We start from the raw sequence: 19,160 nt of genomic DNA on the forward strand, positions 1-19,160 counted from the left end.
CCTCAGACTCTCGACGCTTTGATGGAGGTGACCAGGATGGCTCGGGCGCCGAGCTCATAGAGTTCGTCCATGAGCTGGTTGGTCTTCTTCGCCGGCACCATCGAACGCACGGCGACCCAGTTCTCGTCGGCCAGCGAGGAGATCGTGGGCGACTCCAGGCCTGGGGTGACGGCCATGACCGCCTCCAGATCGCTGCGGCGGACGTCGTACTCCATCATCACGTAGTGCCGGGCGGTCAGCACTCCCTGCAGTCGACGGATCATCCGGTCCGCACCGTTCTGATCGCCCACGGAGGAACGCTCACCGGTGGCGGAGATCAGGATGGCCTCAGACTCCAGGATCGGGCGGCCGAAGGTCTCCATCCCGGCGGCCTTGAGCGTATTGCCGGTCTCGACGACATCGGCGATCGCATCGGCCACGCCCAGGCGCACCGCGGACTCCACGGCGCCGTCGAGGTGGACCACCTCCACATCGGGGATCTGCTGGTCGGCGAACCAGCCGGCCAGCAGCCCGTCATAGGTGGTGGCGATGCGCTTGCCCGCCAGGTCCTGCTCGGAGCTGAACCGGCCCTTCGGAGCGGCCAGACGGAAGGTGGCGCGGCCGAAGCCCAGGCCCATGACCTCCTCCGCACCGGTGGTCACCTGGGCGTCGCTGAAGAGGTCGCGGCCGGTGATGCCCAGGTCGATGATGCCCTGGCCCACATAGATGGCCACGTCTTTGGGGCGCAGATAGAAGAATTCGACGCCGTTCTCCTCGTCCACCAGGACGAGCTCCTTGCGGTCACGGCGCTGGAGATACCCGGCCTCTCTGAGGATCTCCATGGCGGCTTCGGACAGGGCACCCTTATTCGGCACAGCTACGCGCAGCATGTTCGTCTTTCTCTACAGATAGCGATAGATGTCTTCGGGCTTGAGCCCCTTGGCCAGCATCATGACCTGCAGGTGGTAGAGCAACTGGGAGATCTCCTCAGCGGTCTCGGCATCCGACTCATATTCGCAGGCCATCCAGACTTCAGCCGCCTCTTCGACGATCTTCTTGCCGATGTGATGGATCCCGGCGTCCAAAGCGGCGACGGTTCCGGAGCCTTCCGGACGTTCGGCGGCCTTGGCGGCGAGTTCGGCATAGAGCTGATCGAAGGTCTTCATGCCCCCCAGACTACGCCGAAGACCCGCTCCCCCGCGATTTGGGTCGGCAGGCTCTCACGCGTCGAGACGCGTGATCTCCACAGCGGCGGCCACAGCTGCGTGAGCGGCCTCATATCCCTTGTCCTCCGAGGAGCCCTCGAGCCCGGCACGGTCCAGCGCCTGCTGGTCGTCGTCGCAGGTCAGCAGACCGAACCCGACCGGCGTGCCGCTCTCCACTGCGACTTTGGTCAGACCGTCGGTGGCCGCAGCGCAGACGTAGTCGAAGTGGGGCGTGCCGCCGCGGATCACCACTCCCAGAGTGATGACCGCGTCGTGGGTCTGCGCGGCATGGGAGGCCAGCACGGGCAGCTCGAAGCTGCCCGGGGCCTGCAGGGCCGTGTACTCGGTGATCCCGATGTCGTTCAGGAAGCGCTGGGCCCCTGCGGTCAGTCCGTCCATCACCTCGGTGTGCCACCGGGACGCCACGACGGCCACCCGCAGCCCCAGGGTCCGGGCGGATTCGGTGAGCTCAGTGAGCTCCTGGGCAGGGATCTCTGGGGTTCCGGTGCCGCTCATAGTCTCTGATGCTCTCCTTGTTCATCGTGGGTGGTGGTGAGTCCGAGGTGGTCCAACAGGTGGTTCATGCGGTCGCGCTTGGTCTCCAGGTAGCGGCGGTTGGCCTCATGGACCACGCCGGTGGAGGGGACCTGTTCGACGTCGAGCCCGGCCTCGCGCAGCACGCGCACCTTCTCCGGGTTGTTCGTCAGCAGCTGCAGCCGGGTGATCCCGGCGCCGTGCAGGATGGCCGCGGCTCCGGTGAAGTCACGCTGCTCGGCAGGCAGGCCCAGCATCTCATTGGCCTCGACGGTGTCCGCACCCTGCTCCTGCAGCCGGTAGGCACGCATCTTGTTCGCCAGGCCGATGCCGCGGCCCTCGTGGCCGCGCAGATAGAGCAGGTGCCCGCCGTCGCGCTGGATGGACTCCAGGGCTGAGATCAGCTGGGTCCCGCAGTCGCAGCGCTGGGAGCCGAAGACGTCTCCGGTGACACATTCGGAATGCATGCGGATCAGCGGGCGGGTCACCGTGCCGTTCTGCTGCGGATGATGACCTTCGGCCGAGATGAGCATGTGCTCATGACCGGTGCGGCGCTCGGTCCACACCTGGGCGGCGAAGGTTCCGTAGTCCGTGGGCAGAGCGACCACCGGCCCGGCCTCGACCAGATCCTGCCGGGTCAGCGCCTCGGCGTCGACGGGAGCCGCGGCCTCCTCCGGGGCCGGCGTCCCCCCGCGATGCCGGATCAGGTCCTCGATGGAGATCAGCGCCAGTCCGTGCTCGTCGGCGAACTCGCGCAGCGCGGGCAGTCGCATCATCTCGCCGTCGTCGTGGGTGAGCTCCGCGATGATCCCGACGGCGGGTGCGCCCGAGAGCTCGCAGAGATCCACTGCGGCCTCGGTGTGACCGGGCCGCCCCAGCACACCGTCGGCATGGGCGATCAGCGGGAAGAGGTGACCCGGGCGGGTCAGGTCCTGCGGCCCGGAGGAGGCAGCCGCGAGCAGCTGGGCGGTCAGCGCCCTGTCGGCGGCACTGATGCCGGTGGTGATCTGCGGGTGATGGGAGGCGTCGGCGTCGCAGCTGATGGTGTAGGCGGTGCCCTTGGGGTCCTCGTTCTCCGCGACCATCGGCGGCAGCTGCAGATGCGCGGCTCGTTCGGCGCTCATGGGGGCGCAGAGCACACCGGAGCTGTGCCGGATGGTGAAGGCCATGAGCTCGGGAGTGGAGGCCGCGGCCGGGAAGATGATGTCGCCCTCGTTCTCACGGCCGGCGTCGTCGACCACGACCACCGGACGGCCGGTCGCCAGCTGCTCAAGGGCCACCTCCACCGGGTCCAGCACCGGAGCCGGGGTGTCCGGCTGAGCGATGGCCGGCAGGCGAGCAGGGACGGCGTCGGCGGGGTCGGGCTCCTGGAAGCCGAGCATGCGGCGAGCGTACTTCGCCAGCACGTCCACCTCGAGGTTGACCGCGCCGCCGATCTGCAGGCGACCCAGCGTCGTCTCGGCCAAGGTGGTGGGGATCAGCCCCACCTCGAACCAGGGCTGTCCGGAGGTCGGCTCGCTCACTGCGGTCACCGTCAGCGAGACTCCGTCCACGGCGATGGAACCCTTCTCCGCCAGGTAGGGCGCCAGCTCGGGGCTGAGGCTGAAGCGATGGCGTCCGTCGTCGGGGTCGCGCTCGATCAGACGCCCCAAACCGTCCACATGGCCCTGGACCACGTGGCCGTCCAGGCGGGCGCCGGAGGGAAGGCAGCGCTCCAGATTCACGGGGTGCCCAGGCTGCAGCGCCCCCAACGAGGTGCGCCGGAGGGTCTCAGGGATGAGCTCCACGGAGATCTCTTCGGCGCTGTGGTCCAGATCCACGGCGCTGACACAGACACCGTTGACTGCGATGGATCCGCCCAGCTCCAGCCCGCCGAGATGGCCCGGGGCGCGGAAGGTGAGCTGTTCGACGCCCTGGTCGGGCCCGCTGTGGTCCTGACGGGAGCGACGCTGCAGGACAGTGCCGAGGCCCGTGACGATTCCGGTGAACATGATCAGTGACTGGTCTCCTTCTGCGGCGCAGAAGCGCTGCTCGGCTGAAGATGGGTGCAGACATCACCCTCCATGACCCGGACGGGACCGCCGTCGGCGGGGTCCAACTCATAGCGCGGTGCCTGGTGAAGTGTGGTGACGCCGATGTCGGCGATGCTGGAGCGCCCGGTGCCTAGGATGATCGGGGCCTGGTAGGCGAAGATCTCATCCACCAGATCCGCGGCCACGAAGGCCGAGAGCACGCTCTGGCCCCCTTCGACCAGCACATGACGCACCGGGTGGCCCTGATGGATGGTCTGGGCCAGCTCCTGCAGCGCCTCCAGCGGGTCGCGGGTGCGCAGCTGGGTCCACCCCTGCCCCTCCGGGCGGCCGCGGCGCAGGGCGGCGCCCTGAGGGACATCGCGCAGGCCCAGCACGCAGCGCAGCGGCTGATGCTCGGTGAGGCTGCCGTGTTCGTCCCGCGCGGTCAGCCGCGGATCGTCGACCAGCGCGGTGTTGGTGCCGACCAGGATGGCGTCCACACGCTGGCGGATCCGGTGGGTGTGCGCACGGGAGGCCGCAGAGGTGACCCACTGGCTGGTGCCGTCCGAGGCCGCGATCTTCGCGTCCAGGCTCTGCGCCAGGTGCACCGTGACGAAGGGGCGCCCCTGCTCCTGGGCGAGGCTCCAGCGGTGATTCAGCTGCTCGCATTCCTGGGCGAGGACTCCCCCGATGGTCTCGACGCCGGACTCGGCCAACGCCTGTCCGCCTCCCCCGGCGATGTCGGTGAGGTCCGCAGCCCCGTAGACCACACGCCCGACGCCGGCGGTGAGGATGGCCTCAGTGCAGGCCGGCTGGCGCCCCTGATGGCGGCAGGGCTCCAGCGTGGAGTAGAGCGTGGCCGCACTCAGGTCGGTCTCCGGGTCCACCTGGCTCAGGGCGTCGCGCTCCGCGTGGAGGCTGCCCGCCCCGCGGTGATGTCCCACCGCGAGGACCTCCCCGGCGCCGGAGACCAGCACTGCTCCGACCAGCGGGTTGGCGCCCCGGGCTCCGCGCAGGGCCTCCTGAAGTGCGCGGCGCATCATCGGCGTCTGGGCGTCGGTCCGGTTCATCGAAGCTCCTCAGGGCTGGACGCCGAGTCGTCGGCGGTGTGGACCCGCGGATCCAGGTGCAGGGTCTCCACGCTGGGTTTCGGCTTCGCTGTGGCATTGGCATGCCACCAGACGAAGAACCCGATGAGGGTGAAGGCCCCGTAGAAGAGATACATCAGGGCCGAGGCGTAATAACCGGTGGACCACAGCAGCGGGACTCCCACGATGTCCACAGCCACCCAGATGAGCCAGAACTCCACCCATCCCTTGGCCATGCCGTAGGTGGCCAGCAGGGAGCCGACGAAGGTCCAGGCATCGGCCCAGACCGGCTCCCAGCTGCCCAGAGCGCGGAACAGCGGAGTCAGGGCGGCGGTGCCCAGGATCATCACCAGGACCAGACCGATGCGGACCCGCCAGCTGGCCCACTGTGGGGTGATCGCGCCGGCGTCCTCACCGGCGAGCCGCTGCCGACGGCTCTGGGACCAGCGCACCCAGCCGTAGACGGAGACGGCGAGGAACATGATCTGACGCCCCGCCTGGCCGAGAAGCGCCGGGTTGTCGTCCAGGCCGATGAAGGAGCCCATGAACACGGTCAGCAGGATGAGATTGCCGGCGATGCCCACGGGCCAGGCCCAGATCCTGCGGAACATCCCGCCCAGGGCGCAGGCCAGACCGAAGGCGTTGCCGATGACCTCGCGGAGCACCAGAGCGCTGCCGCCGACGACGATCTCGGCTTCCAAGAGCCAGCGAAGCGTCTCCATACTGTCCGTCTCTCTTCCGGAGGTCCGAGGCTCCGGGGGTGACGATGTGAGACGTCGAGACCGGTGTGCACCTCAAGGAAGCCGGACACCGGTTTTCGTGCTGCTCCCATCCAGACTGTGACTGTCGGTACCGGAGTTCCACCGGTTCAACCGCAGCTGCCCCAGGGGTTCTGGAACGACTGCGGGTCGCGGACTATGACCGCCGGTTCGGACTTTCACCGACCCCGGAGCACGAAAATGATGAGATCCAGTGTGCCATACCTGCGGCCTCGGGCGGCAGAACGACGTCACGGAACGCAAAGAAGCCCCGGTCCGTCGGGACCGGGGCTTCTCTCCTCTGAGCGGATGACGAGATTCGAACTCGCGACCCTCACCATGGCAAGGTGATGCTCTAGCCAGCTGAGCTACATCCGCGTTAAGTCCCGTGGGACTCCGTGCGTGATACTGGGATCGAACCAGTGACCTCTTCCGTGTCAGGGAAGCGCGCTACCGCTGCGCCAATCACGCCTGCTCAGTTCTTCTGTTCAACTGTACCGGTCTCGGCTGGCCGAAACCTTCAGAGGTGGGGACGGGAATCGAACCCGCGTATACGGCTTTGCAGGCCGCTGCCTCGCCACTCGGCCACCCCACCGGGTCTTTCTACCGGGTTCTACCTGTCCCGCGAGCGGATGACGAGATTCGAACTCGCGACCCTCACCATGGCAAGGTGATGCTCTAGCCAGCTGAGCTACATCCGCATGTCGCCCCGGTCCTTCGCCCCTCCGAGGAGGTTCTCCGTGCCGTTTGCAACGACATGAAACTCTAGCGCACCTTTTCTGCGTTGCACAAATCGGACCCCTCAAGCGACCTCGTCCCCCGGAATTCCGGGCGCGTCAGGACGTCACCGCCGACCGTGTCGCTGCTCCGCACCACCGCTCCGTGTCACCGTCCGGTGTCACCCCCTCGTGGGAGACTGGAGCGCGATGACACAGCCAGCTCTCGCACATGCCACCGACTATGGACGAATGTACTCCCGGTCCACCTCCTCGGCTCCCGAGGTCCCGTCAATCACCACGGTGATCGGCCAGGAGCATAAGGACCTCACCGGATGGGCCGGGCATATGGCCGCCACAGAGCTTGCCCAGGACCCACGGCTGGCCGGCGCCGTCGGCTCAGCCGCCACGCTGAAGTCGCTGGCGCGCCAAGCCTCCTCCGCAGCAGAGCGCTTCCGCGACGCCGCCGCTGAGCGCGGCGATCGCGTGCACCATTACGCCGAGCAGGTGGCCCTGCGGGAGTTGGGCCAGGTGCACCACGCCGAGCAGGCTCGCGAGTCCCTGGCCGCCCACGGAGAGACCCGCTTCGCCGATCGCTTCGACGAGTGGTGGGAGCTCTATGGCGTCAGACCAGTGGCCGCGGAAGTCACAGTGTGGAATCACACAGTCGGCTACGCCGGCACCCTGGACCTGATCGCCGAGATCGGCGGACGCCTCTGCATCATGGACTTCAAGACCAAAGGACTGACCCGCGACGGGCGGGCCAAGCCGCTCAGCGACTCAGTGGTCATGCAGCTGGTGGCCGGGATGCAGGCTGAGGAGCAGCTGGTGGATGCCGCCTCCGGCACCTGGGAGCCCTGGACCCACGCCGACCAGAACCCGGTCCTGCTGGGCGTGGCGATCTCTGAGGCGGAGGTGGTGCCCCTGCAGGCCAATCCGGAGGCGCTGAAGAGCCATTGGCACAAGTTTTGGGCGCTGCGGCAGGTCTGGGGACATGCTCGTGTCACCAGCTCTGCCGGTCCGGCCCTGCGGCCCATCGCTCCCCCGCCGGCCCCGACGCCGCTGGTCAGCTGAGGCCGGACAGGCCGAAGCTGACAGGTTGAGATCTGCAGGACGAAGAGTTCGGTCGAAGCATTGCACCCTGACCCATTCGAATGTATATTCGATTCATGGATAGGGGTATCGCGCATCTGATGGATCCGGAGACGGCGTCTCTGCGGTCGACTGAGCGTGACATACGCCGAGCGCAGGCAGAGCAGGTCCGGCAGCTCCTGGCCTATGTGGGGCGCTTTGAGGATCGACACGCCGCCGACGAAGGCAGTGCACATCTCACCACCAACCTCCGACCTCCTGGAGCTCCGGAGGCCGCAGCGGAGGCTCGCCGCGCGGCTGTCCTCTACGCCGCGCAAGCACTCCAGGCCTCCGAACGCTACGTCGGGGAGCTCCTCACCGCAGCCAGCCAGGCGCAGCAACACCTGCCGCACACCTGGGACAGCTTCTGTCAGGGGACGATCAGTGTGCCCCAGATGGTGCGGATCGCCCGCAGCTCCCTCGCCCTGATCAGCTCCCAGAACGTCATCCTTCTCGATCAGCACGGCAGCGCCTACGCGGCAGAACACACTCCTGGACAGCTGACGGCCTGGCTGCGGCGCTTCGTCGCCGCACGAGAGCCCGAGGCTTCGGCCCGGCGCAGCCAGGCGGCTGTCGGCGAGCGCAGGGTCTCCGTCACCCACGTGGAGGACGGAGTCAGCCTCCTGACTGCGCTGCTGCCCACGGTCACCGCCGAACAGATCCGACGCCGGCTCAGCGCAGTGGCTCGGAGCCCTCAGCAGGAGATCCCGCACGATCCGTCGGTGATACCGGAACCTGCGGTGGCATCGGAACCTGCGGTGGCATCGGAACCTGCGGTGGTGCCGGAGCCCTCAGCGACTGCGCCTGGCCTTCCCACCTCACGCGAGGCCGGCGATACCCGCACGCTGGATCAGCGCACGGCGGACCTGTTCTCGGCCTGGCTGCTGACCGGCCGCGGGGTCCAGGAGCGCGCGGCTGACGTGAGCGTCGGACTTCTGGTGCCGCTGGAGACCCTCAGCGGTGATGCTGAGTCCCCCGCCCTCAGCCGAGACCGCAGCTTCAACGTGCCCGCGCCGGTGGTCCGGGCCCTCCTGACTCACCCCAGCACGCACACCACCTGGTATGAGCTGGGAGTTCAGAGCACACAAGCGCTGGCCTCGAGAGCTCTGGATCCGGGGGCTCCGGACTCCGACGCCCTGGACCCCCACGCTCTGAACCTGGGTCCACAAGCCCCGGGCCCGCAGGACCCGGACGTCCTGAGCGTGAGACATCGGGGGCGTTTCGTTCCGAAGATATTGCGGGAAGCGATCCGCTTCCGGGACGGCACCTGCCGAGCCCCCGGCTGTCAGGTCCCTGCCGAGAACTGCGACATCGATCACCAGAGACCCTGGCGGGACCCCGGGGGCCATACCGAGGCGAGCAATCTCTGGGCGCTCTGCCGCAGGCATCACCGGCTGAAGACCGCCGGCTACCTGCCGGTGCCCACGGCTCTCCGCACAGCGGCATGATGAGAGAATCAGAGGCATGTCCGTTCTGAACATCCGCATGATCGGGGACCCCGTCCTGCGCACCCCTACCTCGCCCGTGCAGAGCATCGACCAGCGCATCCTCTCCCTGGTACAGGATATGTACGCCACCATGGACGATGCCCGCGGCATCGGCCTGGCGGCCAATCAGGTCGGCGTGGGTCTGCGCATCTTCACCTATGATGTCGCCGGCGTCCGCGGGGCGGTGATCAACCCGGAGCTCGAGCTCAGCGGAGAGCCCGTGTTGACCCCGCGCGAGGAGGCCCGGGGGCCAGCTGAGGGAGAGAACCTTGTGCAGGAGGGCTGCCTCTCGGTCAGAGACATCTACGGTCCCGTGGCACGTCCCCAGCAGGCGCGCCTGACAGGTTCGGCCCCAGACGGCAGCCCCCTCGAAGTGGAAGCCACCGGACTCCTGGCCGCCTGCTTCCAGCATGAGATGGACCACCTGGACGGCAAGCTGTTCCTGGACCGCCTGCGAGGCGAGGAGAAGCGCCGTGCTCTCCAGACCCTGCGGGAGCGCGACTACGGCAGGACGGCATCATGACCGAACGCTTCCAGGTGGTCCCCGCGGCCTACGTGCTGCTGACCCAGCCCGCCGGAGACGGCGGCCCCGGCGACGAGTCTCTCGAAGTCCTGCTCAATCTGCGCCGGGGCACCGGTTATATGGATGGCCGCTGGGCCTTCGGGGCGGCCGGCCATATCGAGCGCGGAGAGACCGTGCGCGCCGCCGCAGTGCGCGAGGCCGCCGAGGAGCTCGGAGTGCACATCCACGAGGCGGACCTCGTCCCGCTGACCGTCATGCACCGGACCGGCCTCAGCGGGGATCCGATCGACGAACGCGTCGACTTCTTCTTCAGCGCCAGCCGCTGGGAAGGCACTCCCACTGTTCAGGAGCCCGAGAAGTCCGCCGCATTGCAGTGGTTCAGACTTGATGCCCTGCCCTCCCACGTGGTTCCCCACGAGCTGAGGGTCCTGAGCGGCGTGCGGGAGTGGACGCTGGAGGAGATCACCAGCTTCGGGTTCGCCCCCGCCGAAGCCCACGAGCAGGCCGCGGCGCAGAAGCTGGCCGAAGCACACGACCGCGCCGCAGCACGACTGGAGGAGACCGATGATCCATCACACCCCTGAGACGCTCGCGGAGTCCGTCGCCGAGCAGGACTCCAGCTCCGTCGGCTCCGCACCTGTGCTCTTCGCCGGAACCCCGGAGATCGCAGCAGATTGTCTGCGATTCCTGCTGGCCGAGGGCGTCCAGATCGCTGCCGTGCTCACCCGCCCCGATGCTCCGGTGGGCCGGAAGAAGCGCCTGACGCCCTCCCCCGTCGCCCAGGCTGCGGAAGAGGCGGGGATCCCGGTGATCCGTGCGGCCCGGGTCGATGAATCCGTCACCGAGGAGCTGGCCGCGACCGGCGCGCGGCTCGGCGTCGTCGTCGCCTACGGAGCCCTGCTCCCCCAGCCTGCACTCGATGCCCTGCCCCTGGGCTGGGTCAACCTCCACTACTCCTGGCTGCCGAAGTACCGCGGAGCAGCACCGGTGCAGCATTCCATCCTCGGCGGCGAGGAGGTCACCGCCGCCACTGTGTTCCAGCTGGAGACCGGCATGGACACCGGACCCATCCACGGGTTGGTGGAGCATCCCCTTCCCGCCGATCAGTCGGCCGGGTCCGTGCTCACCGCGCTGACACACTCGGGTTCCGCACTGCTGCGCGCCCTGCTGCCCGACCTCCTGGCCGGGGCCTCCCAGCCGCAGCCCCAAGAGGGTCAGCCCAGCCAGGCCCCCAAGCTCAGCCGCGAGGATGCCTTCATCGACCCGTCCGCCGCCGGGCACCAGATCATCCGCCGCATCAACGCCACCATCCCGGAGCCGGGCGCGTGGACGCTCAACGGGGAGGACCGGGTGAAGCTCGGTGTCGCACGTGCCTATGCCGGTGATCTCCCGCAGGACTTGGAGGACGCGGCACCCGGGGAGATCCTCGAAGCTCCGGCAGACCGGGACGGATCCGGGAAAGTCGTGGTGATGAAGTCCGGCGACGGTGCACCCGTGATGCTCAGCGCCGTGCAGCCCGCGGGCAAGAAGATGCTCCATGCGGCCGACTGGTTCCGTGGCCTGCAGGGCCGCACCATTCTGGGACCCGCCGCAGGATCGAACAGGAATGAGGACGCACTGTGAGCCAGACACCCCCGTCAGACGGCAGCCGCCGCAACGCCAAGGGGCGTGAGCGCAACCGCGGTCAGCGAGGACCCGGGCGCGGGCCCGACGGCGGACAGCGCCGCCAGTACAGCCAGAAGGCTCCCTCCCAGCGCAGCCGCAGAGCCGATCCGGCTCGCACCGTGGCCTTCCGAGTCCTGCGCGCGGTCAGCCGTGATGACGCCTACGCCAACCTGGTGCTTCCCGCCGAGCTCCGCCGGGCCTCGCTGGATCGCCGCGACGCCGGCTTCGCCACCGAGCTGACCTATGGAGCCCTGCGTGCCCAGGGCACCTACGACTCCATCCTCTCCCACTGCGTGGATCGCGGTCTCGATCAGCTGGATGCTCCGATCCTGGACGCGCTGCGTCTCGGAGTCCACCAGCTGCTGGCCATGCGGGTCACCACCCACGCCGCAGTCAACGAGACCGTGGGACTGGTGCGCGCAGAGATCGGCGCAGGGCCCTCCGGCTTCGTCAATGCTGTGCTGCGCAGAGTCAGTGAGAAGTCCATGGACCAGTGGGTCGAGGAGATCTCCGACTCCGAGGAGACCGGCAGCGATGCTGCCTTGGCGCTGCGGCACGCCCATCCCGCGTGGGTGGTGCGCGCCCTCAGGCAGTCGCTGAAGCTCTACGGGCGCAGTGAGGATCTCGAGGAGCTGCTCGCCGCCGACAACGCCTCCCCGGAGATCCACCTGGTGGACCTGCCAGGAGTCGGCCAGGCTCGTCTGCCCTCAGCTCTCGAGGCCGGCGCCGTCGCCTCCGAGCTGGTCGAGGGCGCCGCGGTCTTCCGCGGAGGCGATGTGGGCCGCCTGCCGGGGGTTCCCGAGGGTGAGCTGCGCGTCCAGGACATCGGGTCCCAGTGGATCGCCCGCGCCCTGGCCGGCGCGTGGACCCCGGAGACCACAGACCCTGATGTGGCCGGTGAACACTGGCTGGACCTCTGCGCAGGTCCCGGCGGCAAGGCCGCCCTCCTGGCGGCCCTGGCCGCCGAGCACGGCGCCACCCTGCTGGCCAACGAGCCTACGGCCCACCGGGCTGAGCTGGTCTCCAAAGCCCTTGCGCCTGTGGCAGCGGAGTCCTGGACGGTGCGGACCGGCGACGGTCGCAGCATCTCAGAGACTGGGGAGAGCTTCGACCGCATCCTGATCGACGCCCCATGCACCGGTCTCGGAGCACTGCGCCGCCGCCCTGAGGCGCGCTGGCGCCGGAAGCCCGCAGATCTGGCAGAGCTGACCGTGCTGCAGGAGGAGCTGCTGGATGCCGGCGTCGGGGTGCTCTCCCCCGGCGGTGTGCTGGCCTATGTGACCTGCTCGCCGCACCTGGCCGAGACGCTGGTCCAGGTGGAGGACACGCTGCGTCGACACCCCGAGCTGCAGCTGCTGGATGCCCATGAGGCGATGGCCTCCGCGGCCCTGCCCAGCGGCGCCGAGACGATGTTCGCCGCTTCAGCCGACGGACAGGATGACTCGATCAGCGCCAAGCTCGTCCAGCTGTGGCCCGACGCCCACGGCACTGACGCGATGTTCTTCGCCCTGCTGCATAAGCCAGCCTCCTGACCAGCCGGAACAGTAGGATCAGATCATGACCGCACCGTGCATCCACCCCAGCATCCTCAACGCTGACTTCGCGAACCTCGAACGGGAGCTCTCCCGCATCCGATCCGCCGACGCCGTCCACGTGGACGTGATGGACAACCATTTCGTCCCCAACCTCACCCTGGGACTGCCCGTGGTGGAGTCGATCAGGAAGGTCACCGACCTTCCCCTGGACATCCACCTGATGATCGAGGACGCAGACGTCTGGGCCCCCAGATATGCGGAGCTCGGCTGCGAATCGGTGACCTTCCATGCCGAGGCGGCGGGCGCCCCGATCCGGCTGGCCCGCGAGCTGCGCAGCCAGGGCTCGAAGGCCGCGATGGCGCTGAAGCCGGCCACCGGTCTGGAACCCTACCTGGATATGCTCGGCGAACTGGACATGCTGCTGCTGATGACGGTGGAGCCGGGCTTCGGCGGACAGAAGTTCCTGGACCTCGTGCTGCCCAAGATCCGGAAGGCACGCAGAGCCGTGGACGATCTGGGTGGGACCATCGCCGTGCAGATCGACGGCGGAGTCAGCCGGGAGACCATCGAACGCGCCGCCGACGCCGGCGCCGACACCTTCGTGGCCGGCTCCTCGGTCTACTCAGCCGAGGACCCCGAGGCCGCCATCGCCGAACTGCGCGGCCTGGCCCACAAAGTGCCCTTCAGCTGAGGTCGATCGCAGAGCCCCGGACAGAGGAAAACCGGCGGTGCTCTCAACCTTCCCCTGAAGAGAGCACCGCCGGTTGTCTGGAAGTCTACCGGAAGCCGAACCGCGGCTGCACGACTTTTGCACCCTCTGACGTCGAGGGTGTCTGCTCCTCACGGCGCAGCTCCTCGATGGCGGATTCGAAGTCGTCGAGATCGTCGAAGCCGCGGTAGACGGAGGCGAAGCGCATATAGGCGACCACGTCGAGCTTCTTCAGCGGCCCCAGGATGGCCAGGCCGACGTCGTTGGCGTCCACCTCGGCGTTGCCGGAGGCACGCACCGTCTCCTCGACCTCCTGGGCCAGCACGGCCAGGTCGTCGCTGGAGACCGGACGGCCCTGGCATGCCTTGCGCACCCCATTGATGACCTTGGAACGGTCGAAGGGCTCGGCGGCCCCGGATCGCTTGATGACGTTCAGTGAGGTGGTCTCCATCGTGGTGAACCGCTTGGAGCACACCGGGCACTGGCGGCGTCGGCGGATGCCGGACCCGTCGTCGAGCATGCGCGAATCCACCACGCGGGACGAGTCATGCCTGCAGTACGGACAATACATAGGGGCATCCTATCCTTCCAGGCAGCTGGGCCCCAGAAGGACCTTGAGGTCGCCATAGAGCCCTGGTGACGGCGTGACCTGGTATTCCGGGCCCAGACGCATCAGTTCGACCTTGTCCCCGGAGAGCAGCTTCACGTGCACCTCATTGCTGCCGCGATAACGCTGCAGGGTCTCCCCCAGCTGGGTGACCACCTTCTCGGAGGCACGCTGGGCCGAGACCGAGAGCACCACGGGACCGGTGCTCGCGCCCTCACCCTCCAGGTCCGGGACGACCATGTCCTGGGCGGAGATGGAGACCCCGCCGTCCTCGCGCCGCTGGAGCCGGCCCTTGATGGCCACCACCAGATCATCGGCCAGCACCATGGACACCGGCTGGTAGGCCTTGCCGAAGAACATGACCTCGATGGTGCCGGCCAGGTCCTCGACCTCCAACCGGGCGTAGGGATTGCCCGAGCTCTTGGCGATGCGCCGCTGCAGGCCGGTGATCATCCCTGCGATGGTCACTGTGGTCCCATCCGGCGGACCGTCCTCGCTCAGCAGCGAGGTGATGGAGCGATCGGCGTGTTGGGCCAGGACGCGATCGAGCCCCTGCAGCGGATGGTCCGAGACGTAGAGTCCCAGCATCTCGCGTTCAAAGGCGAGCTTGTCCTTCTTGTCCCATTCGGGCAGATCCGGGACGGCGACGCCGTCGATGTCTCCGATGTCGCTGTCCTCGCCGGCCATCGCCCCGAAGATGTCCGTCTCGTACTGCTGCGACTGCTTCTTCTGGCTGATCGCCTGGTCCACCGCCTGTTCGTGCACGGTGACCAGAGCGCGGCGGGTGTGGCCGAGCTCGTCGAAGGCCCCTGCTTTGATCATCGACTCGATGGTCCGCTTATTGCAGACATGCATGGGGACCTTCTTCAGAAAGTCGGAGAAGCTCTCATAGGATCCCTGCTCCTCTCGGGCCTCCACCATGCCGGCGACCACGTTGGAGCCCACATTGCGCACAGCACCCATGCCGAATCGGATCATGTCGTCGCCGACCGGGGTGAAGGTCAGCGCGGAGTCGTTGACCGAGGGTGCCGAGACGGTGATGCCCATGCGCCGACACTCTGAGAGGTACATGGCCAGCTTGTCGCGGTTCTCACCCACAGACGTCAGCAGCGCTGCCATGTACTCGGCCGGGTAGTTGGCCTTCAGATAGGCGGTCCAATATGCGATCAGGCCGTAGGCCGCGGAGTGGGCCTTGTTGAAGGCGTAGTCGGAGAAGGGCAGCAGAATGTCCCACAGGGCCTGTGCGGCCTCCTCGGAGAAGCCGTTCTCCTTCATGCCGCTGAAGAAGCCGACCTGCTGCTTATCCAGCTCAGCCTTCTTCTTCTTACCCATCACACGGCGGAGGATGTCCGCCTGGCCCAGGGAGTAGCCGGCCACCTTCTGGGCGATGGCCATCACCTGCTCCTGATAGATGATCAGGCCGTAGGTGGTCGAGAGGATCTCCTTCAGTGGCTCGGCGAGCTCAGGATGGATCGGGGTGACCTCCTGGGCCCCGTTCTTGCGCAGCGCATAGTTGGTGTGTGAGTTCGCACCCATCGGGCCGGGCCGGTAGAGGGCGATGGTCGCCGAGATGTCCTCGAAGTTGTCAGGCTTCATCGCCTTCAGCAGCGACTGCAGACCCGAACCGTCCAGCTGGAAGACGCCCAACGTCTTACCGCTGGCCAGAAGGTCGTAGGAGGGCCGGTCATCGAGCTCCAGAGTCTCCAGGTCGATGTCCACGCCCCGGTTCTTCCGGATGTTCTCCAGCGCGTCAGAGATGATCGTGAGGTTGCGCAGCCCCAGAAAGTCCATCTTGATCAGACCCAGCGACTCACAGATCGGGTAGTCGAACTGGGTGATGATGGCGCCGTCCTGCTCACGCTTCATCAGCGGGATGATGTCCAGCAGCGGGTCGGAGGACATGATGACGCCTGCGGCGTGGACGCCCCACTGGCGCTTCAGGCCCTCCAGACCGGAGGCGAGATCGAAGATCTCCTTCATCCGCGGATCCGAGTCCAGGAACTCGCGCATCTCACCGGCCTCGGAGTAGCGGGCCGACTTCTCGTCGTAGATCTCCCCGAGCGGCATCGGCTTGCCCTGTGCGTCGGGCGGCATCTTCTTGGTCAGCTGATCACCGGTGGAGAAGGGCTCGCCCATCACGCGGGCCGAGTCCTTCAGCGCCTGCTTGGATTTGATGGTGCCGTAGGTGACGATCATCGCGACCCGCTCGTCGCCGTATTTGCGGACCACATAGTCGATGACCTCGGAACGACGCCGATCATCGAAGTCGATGTCGAAGTCGGGCATGGAGACACGGTCCGGGTTGAGGAACCGCTCGAAGAACAGCCCGTGCTCCAAGGGGTTCAGATCGGTGATGCGCATGGCATAGGCCACCATGGAGCCGGCCCCGGAACCACGTCCGGGGCCCACACGGATGCCGTTCTCTTTGGCCCACCGGATGAAGTCGGCCACCACGAGGAAATAGCCCGGGAAGCCCATCTGGTTGATGATGCCGATCTCGTACTCGGCCTGCTCGCGGACCTCAGAGGGGATACCGGAGGGGAAGCGGTAGTCCAGGCCGCGCTCGACCTCCTTGCGGAACCAGGTGTCCTCGGTCTCACCCTCCGGAGTGGGGAACTTCGGCATGTAGGAGGCCGACTCGTCGAACTCGACCTGGCAGCGCTCAGCGATGGCCAGCGTGTTGTCACAGGCCTCGGGGAAGTCCCGGAAGAGATCGCGCATCTCCGCCGGAGACTTCAGGTAGAACTCCTCGGAGTCGAACTTGAAGCGGTTCGGATCATCCAGCGTGGAGTTCGACTGCACGCACAGCAGCGCCCCGTGGGACTTGTGATCGTGCTGATGGGTGTAGTGGAGGTCGTTGGTGGCCACCAGCGGCAGATTCAGGTCCTTGGCCAGTTTGAGGAGATCGTTCTTGACCTTGCGCTCGATCTCCAGACCGTGGTCCATCAGCTCGCAGAAGAAGTTGCCCTTGCCGAAGATGTCCTCGAACTCGCCGGCGGCGCGCTTGGCCTCCTCGTACTGGCCCAGGTGCAGGCGGGTCTGGATCTCCCCGGAGGGACAGCCGGTGGTGGCGATGATCCCCTTGCCGTAGGTCTCCAGCAGCTCCCGGTCCATACGAGGCTTGAAGTAGTAACCCTCCATGGAGGCCAGCGAGCCCAGTCGGAACAGGTTGTGCATGCCGGCGGTGTTCTCCGCCCACATCGTCATGTGAGTGTAGGCACCGCCGCCGGAGACGTCCTTCTCCCCCACGACGCCGTCTCCCCACTTGACTCGGCGCCGCTCAGAGCGGTGGGTCCCCGGCGTCAGATAGGCCTCGAGTCCGATGATGGGTTTGACGTCGTACTGCTGAGCGGTCTTCCAGAACTCATAGGCACCGAAGAGGAAGCCGTGGTCCGTCGTGGCCACCGCCGGCATCCCCAGGTTCTGGGTCTGCTCGAAGAGCTCACCGATCTTGGCGGCTCCATCGAGCATGGAGTACTCCGTGTGGTTGTGCAGGTGGACGAAGTCACCGTTGCGCGCCATAGTCTCCAGCCTTCTTCCTCAGCCGTTGTCCAGAATGTCCAGTGCCTGGGCCAGGTCCTGCGGATACTCCGAGCGGAAGCTCACCCATTCCCCGGAGGCGGGGTGGGCGAAGCCCAGCTCCACCGCATGCAGCCACTGCCGGGTCAGGCCCAGGTGCGAGGCCAGGTGCGGATCCGCTCCGTAGGTCAGATCCCCGGCACAGGGATGGCCCATGGCGGAGAAGTGCACACGGATCTGGTGGGTCCGCCCCGTCTCCAGCTGGATCTCCATCAGGCTGGCCCGCCCATAGGCCTCCAGCAGGCGGTAATGGGTACGAGAGGACCGTCCGCCCTCGAGCACAGCGAACTTCCAGTCGTGCCCCGGATGTCGGCCGATGGGTGCGTCGATGGTGCCGTCCACCGGGTCCGGCAGCCCTTGGACCAGAGCGTGATAGGTCTTTGAAGGAGTGCGGTCCCGGAAGGCGTCCTTGAGCACGCTGTAGGCCCGCTCGGTCTTGGCCACGACCATGATCCCGGAGGTGCCGACGTCGAGACGGTGCACGATGCCGCGGCGCTCCTGGGCTCCGGAGGTGGCGATCTCCACCCCTTGGCCGAGCAGCCCCCCGATGACGGTGGGACCGGTCCAGCCGGGCGAAGGATGAGCCGCGACGCCGACCGGCTTGTCCACGACGACGAGGTCCTCGTCCTCATGCAGCAGCCTCAGATCCTGCACGACTTCCTCCTTCACTGCCAGGGGGTCTTCTTCCTCGGGAACTTCGACGCTCACGAGCGATCCGGCGCTGAGCTTCTCCGACTTTCTGATCGGGACTCCCGCACTGCGCCCCTGAGTGCGGTCCTGGCCCCAGCGGACCAAGCCGGAGCTCAGCCATCGGCCGGCTTCGGTGCGCGAGATCCCGAACTGGGCGGCCAGCACGGCGTCGGCCCGTCGTCCCCCGGAGGCGGCGTCGACGGTGAACGTGGTCTCCTCCACGCTCATCCGACAGTGTCTTCCTCAGTGCTGTCCTGCTCAGTGCTGTCCTGCTCAGACGCCTGTCCTTCGATGCTGCCGTCGATGGTCCGTCCGGTGAGCATCAGCAGGCACATCCCGATCATCGAGCAGGTGATGAAGATGTCTGCCACATTCATGACCGCGAAGTTCGGAACAGCGATGAAGTCCACCACATGGCCCTGACCGAAGGAGACGAAGGACCCGTCCTCCAACGACGGCGGCCGGAAGAGTCGGTCGGTCAGGTTGCCCGTGATGCCGCCGGCGAGGCCGCCCAGACCCAGCGTCCACAGCCAGGAGCCGCCCAGCCTGCGGGACTGCCAGATCACGACCAGGAGCACTGCGGTCGTGATGAGGGTGAAGACCCAGGTGTGATCGGTCCCCATGGAGAATGCTGCGCCGGGGTTGAGGTGGTGACGCCAGTAGAGCACCGGAGGCAGCACCTCCACCTGCTCGTGCAGCTCCAGGGTCCGCTCCACCCAGAGTTTGGTCCCCTGGTCGAGGGCCCAGGCGCCCACCGCCACCAGGGAGGCGAGGATCAGAGCAGCTCTGCGTGAGGGGCCGCGCAGCGGGTGGGAGGATCCGGCAACCGATTCAGACACCCATCTACCTTACTCTCTGCGTCTGTACACATGCGAGAAGGGGCGGCAGAGGACCCCTCGGTCCTCTGCCGCCCCTTCTCGCAGGCGACACTGAGCGGCTCTG

General features: G+C 67.3%; 17 protein-coding genes, 4 tRNA genes and 1 riboswitch. Of the genes, 7 read left to right on the top strand and 14 right to left on the bottom strand.

Features of this window, described 5'->3' with window-relative positions:
- Window positions 1–2: 2 nt before the first annotated feature.
- The 10 genes from hisG to JOF45_RS07175 all read right to left on the bottom strand — a co-directional run bounded on the left by hisG (window position 3) and on the right by JOF45_RS07175 (window position 6,277).
- Window positions 3–869: an ATP phosphoribosyltransferase gene (gene hisG / locus JOF45_RS07130; RefSeq protein WP_210048730.1), complete on the bottom strand. Its 867-nt coding sequence runs from the start codon at window positions 867–869 to the stop codon at window positions 3–5.
- 12 nt (window positions 870–881) lie between these two features.
- Window positions 882–1,145, bottom strand: a complete 264-nt coding sequence (locus JOF45_RS07135) for a phosphoribosyl-ATP diphosphatase (protein WP_210048732.1) — start codon at window positions 1,143–1,145, stop codon at window positions 882–884.
- A 54-nt stretch (window positions 1,146–1,199) separates the two neighbouring features.
- Entirely contained in the window at window positions 1,200–1,700 is a 501-nt protein-coding gene (ribH, locus tag JOF45_RS07140; protein ID WP_210048734.1) for a 6,7-dimethyl-8-ribityllumazine synthase, read from the bottom strand.
- Window positions 1,697–3,709: a 3,4-dihydroxy-2-butanone-4-phosphate synthase gene (gene ribB, locus JOF45_RS07145; RefSeq protein ID WP_210048736.1), complete on the bottom strand. Its 2,013-nt coding sequence runs from the start codon at window positions 3,707–3,709 to the stop codon at window positions 1,697–1,699. The genes ribH and ribB overlap by 4 nt, the downstream gene beginning before the upstream one ends.
- Before the next feature lie 2 nt (window positions 3,710–3,711).
- Window positions 3,712–4,800 (bottom strand): bifunctional diaminohydroxyphosphoribosylaminopyrimidine deaminase/5-amino-6-(5-phosphoribosylamino)uracil reductase RibD, encoded by a 1,089-nt coding sequence (ribD, locus tag JOF45_RS07150; protein WP_210048738.1) that lies wholly within the window; start codon window positions 4,798–4,800, stop codon window positions 3,712–3,714.
- Complete coding sequence (gene pnuC / locus JOF45_RS07155; protein ID WP_210048740.1) at window positions 4,797–5,540, bottom strand: nicotinamide riboside transporter PnuC; 744 nt, start codon at window positions 5,538–5,540, stop codon at window positions 4,797–4,799. Before pnuC ends, ribD begins: the two co-directional genes overlap by 4 nt.
- Window positions 5,541–5,633: 93 nt before the next feature.
- Window positions 5,634–5,777, bottom strand: a riboswitch (FMN riboswitch).
- A gap of 103 nt (window positions 5,778–5,880) precedes the next feature.
- Window positions 5,881–5,954: transfer RNA gene (locus JOF45_RS07160), tRNA-Gly, on the bottom strand.
- Between the two features lie 21 nt (window positions 5,955–5,975).
- A tRNA-Val gene (locus JOF45_RS07165) sits at window positions 5,976–6,047 on the bottom strand.
- Window positions 6,048–6,100: 53 nt separating this feature from the next.
- Window positions 6,101–6,171: transfer RNA gene (locus JOF45_RS07170), tRNA-Cys, on the bottom strand.
- A gap of 32 nt (window positions 6,172–6,203) precedes the next feature.
- A tRNA-Gly gene (locus JOF45_RS07175) sits at window positions 6,204–6,277 on the bottom strand.
- A gap of 225 nt (window positions 6,278–6,502) precedes the next feature.
- Here JOF45_RS07175 and JOF45_RS07180 point away from each other — a divergent pair.
- From JOF45_RS07180 to rpe, 7 genes are all read left to right on the top strand, one after another.
- Window positions 6,503–7,366, top strand: a complete 864-nt coding sequence (locus JOF45_RS07180) for a PD-(D/E)XK nuclease family protein (protein WP_210048741.1) — start codon at window positions 6,503–6,505, stop codon at window positions 7,364–7,366.
- Window positions 7,367–7,461: 95 nt separating this feature from the next.
- Window positions 7,462–8,871: an HNH endonuclease signature motif containing protein gene (locus JOF45_RS07185; protein WP_210048742.1), complete on the top strand. Its 1,410-nt coding sequence runs from the start codon at window positions 7,462–7,464 to the stop codon at window positions 8,869–8,871.
- A gap of 16 nt (window positions 8,872–8,887) precedes the next feature.
- Entirely contained in the window at window positions 8,888–9,433 is a 546-nt protein-coding gene (def, locus tag JOF45_RS07190; protein WP_210048743.1) for a peptide deformylase, read from the top strand.
- Window positions 9,430–10,017, top strand: a complete 588-nt coding sequence (locus tag JOF45_RS07195; RefSeq protein ID WP_210048744.1) for an NUDIX domain-containing protein — start codon at window positions 9,430–9,432, stop codon at window positions 10,015–10,017. The genes def and JOF45_RS07195 overlap by 4 nt, the downstream gene beginning before the upstream one ends.
- Entirely contained in the window at window positions 9,998–11,056 is a 1,059-nt protein-coding gene (locus tag JOF45_RS07200) for a methionyl-tRNA formyltransferase (RefSeq protein WP_210048745.1), read from the top strand. The genes JOF45_RS07195 and JOF45_RS07200 overlap by 20 nt, the downstream gene beginning before the upstream one ends.
- Entirely contained in the window at window positions 11,053–12,630 is a 1,578-nt protein-coding gene (locus tag JOF45_RS07205) for an RsmB/NOP family class I SAM-dependent RNA methyltransferase (RefSeq protein WP_210048746.1), read from the top strand. Before JOF45_RS07200 ends, JOF45_RS07205 begins: the two co-directional genes overlap by 4 nt.
- A gap of 25 nt (window positions 12,631–12,655) precedes the next feature.
- Complete coding sequence (gene rpe, locus JOF45_RS07210; RefSeq protein ID WP_210048748.1) at window positions 12,656–13,324, top strand: ribulose-phosphate 3-epimerase; 669 nt, start codon at window positions 12,656–12,658, stop codon at window positions 13,322–13,324.
- A gap of 85 nt (window positions 13,325–13,409) precedes the next feature.
- Here the strand turns inward: rpe and nrdR are convergent, their stop codons facing one another.
- Genes nrdR through JOF45_RS07230 form a run of 4 tightly spaced genes read right to left on the bottom strand, consistent with a single transcriptional unit; the run spans window position 13,410 to window position 19,057 of the window.
- On the bottom strand, window positions 13,410–13,913 hold the full coding sequence (gene nrdR, locus JOF45_RS07215) for a transcriptional regulator NrdR (RefSeq protein ID WP_210048750.1): 504 nt from the start codon (window positions 13,911–13,913) through the stop codon (window positions 13,410–13,412).
- Window positions 13,914–13,922: 9 nt separating this feature from the next.
- On the bottom strand, window positions 13,923–17,471 hold the full coding sequence (gene dnaE, locus JOF45_RS07220) for a DNA polymerase III subunit alpha (RefSeq protein WP_210048752.1): 3,549 nt from the start codon (window positions 17,469–17,471) through the stop codon (window positions 13,923–13,925).
- 18 nt (window positions 17,472–17,489) lie between these two features.
- Complete coding sequence (locus JOF45_RS07225; protein ID WP_210048754.1) at window positions 17,490–18,446, bottom strand: RluA family pseudouridine synthase; 957 nt, start codon at window positions 18,444–18,446, stop codon at window positions 17,490–17,492.
- Window positions 18,443–19,057: a signal peptidase II gene (locus JOF45_RS07230; protein WP_342591429.1), complete on the bottom strand. Its 615-nt coding sequence runs from the start codon at window positions 19,055–19,057 to the stop codon at window positions 18,443–18,445. Before JOF45_RS07230 ends, JOF45_RS07225 begins: the two co-directional genes overlap by 4 nt.
- Between the last annotated feature and the right edge of the window lie 103 nt (window positions 19,058–19,160).

The organism is Nesterenkonia lacusekhoensis, assembly GCF_017876395.1.
In the GTDB taxonomy this organism is placed as follows: domain Bacteria; phylum Actinomycetota; class Actinomycetes; order Actinomycetales; family Micrococcaceae; genus Nesterenkonia; species Nesterenkonia lacusekhoensis.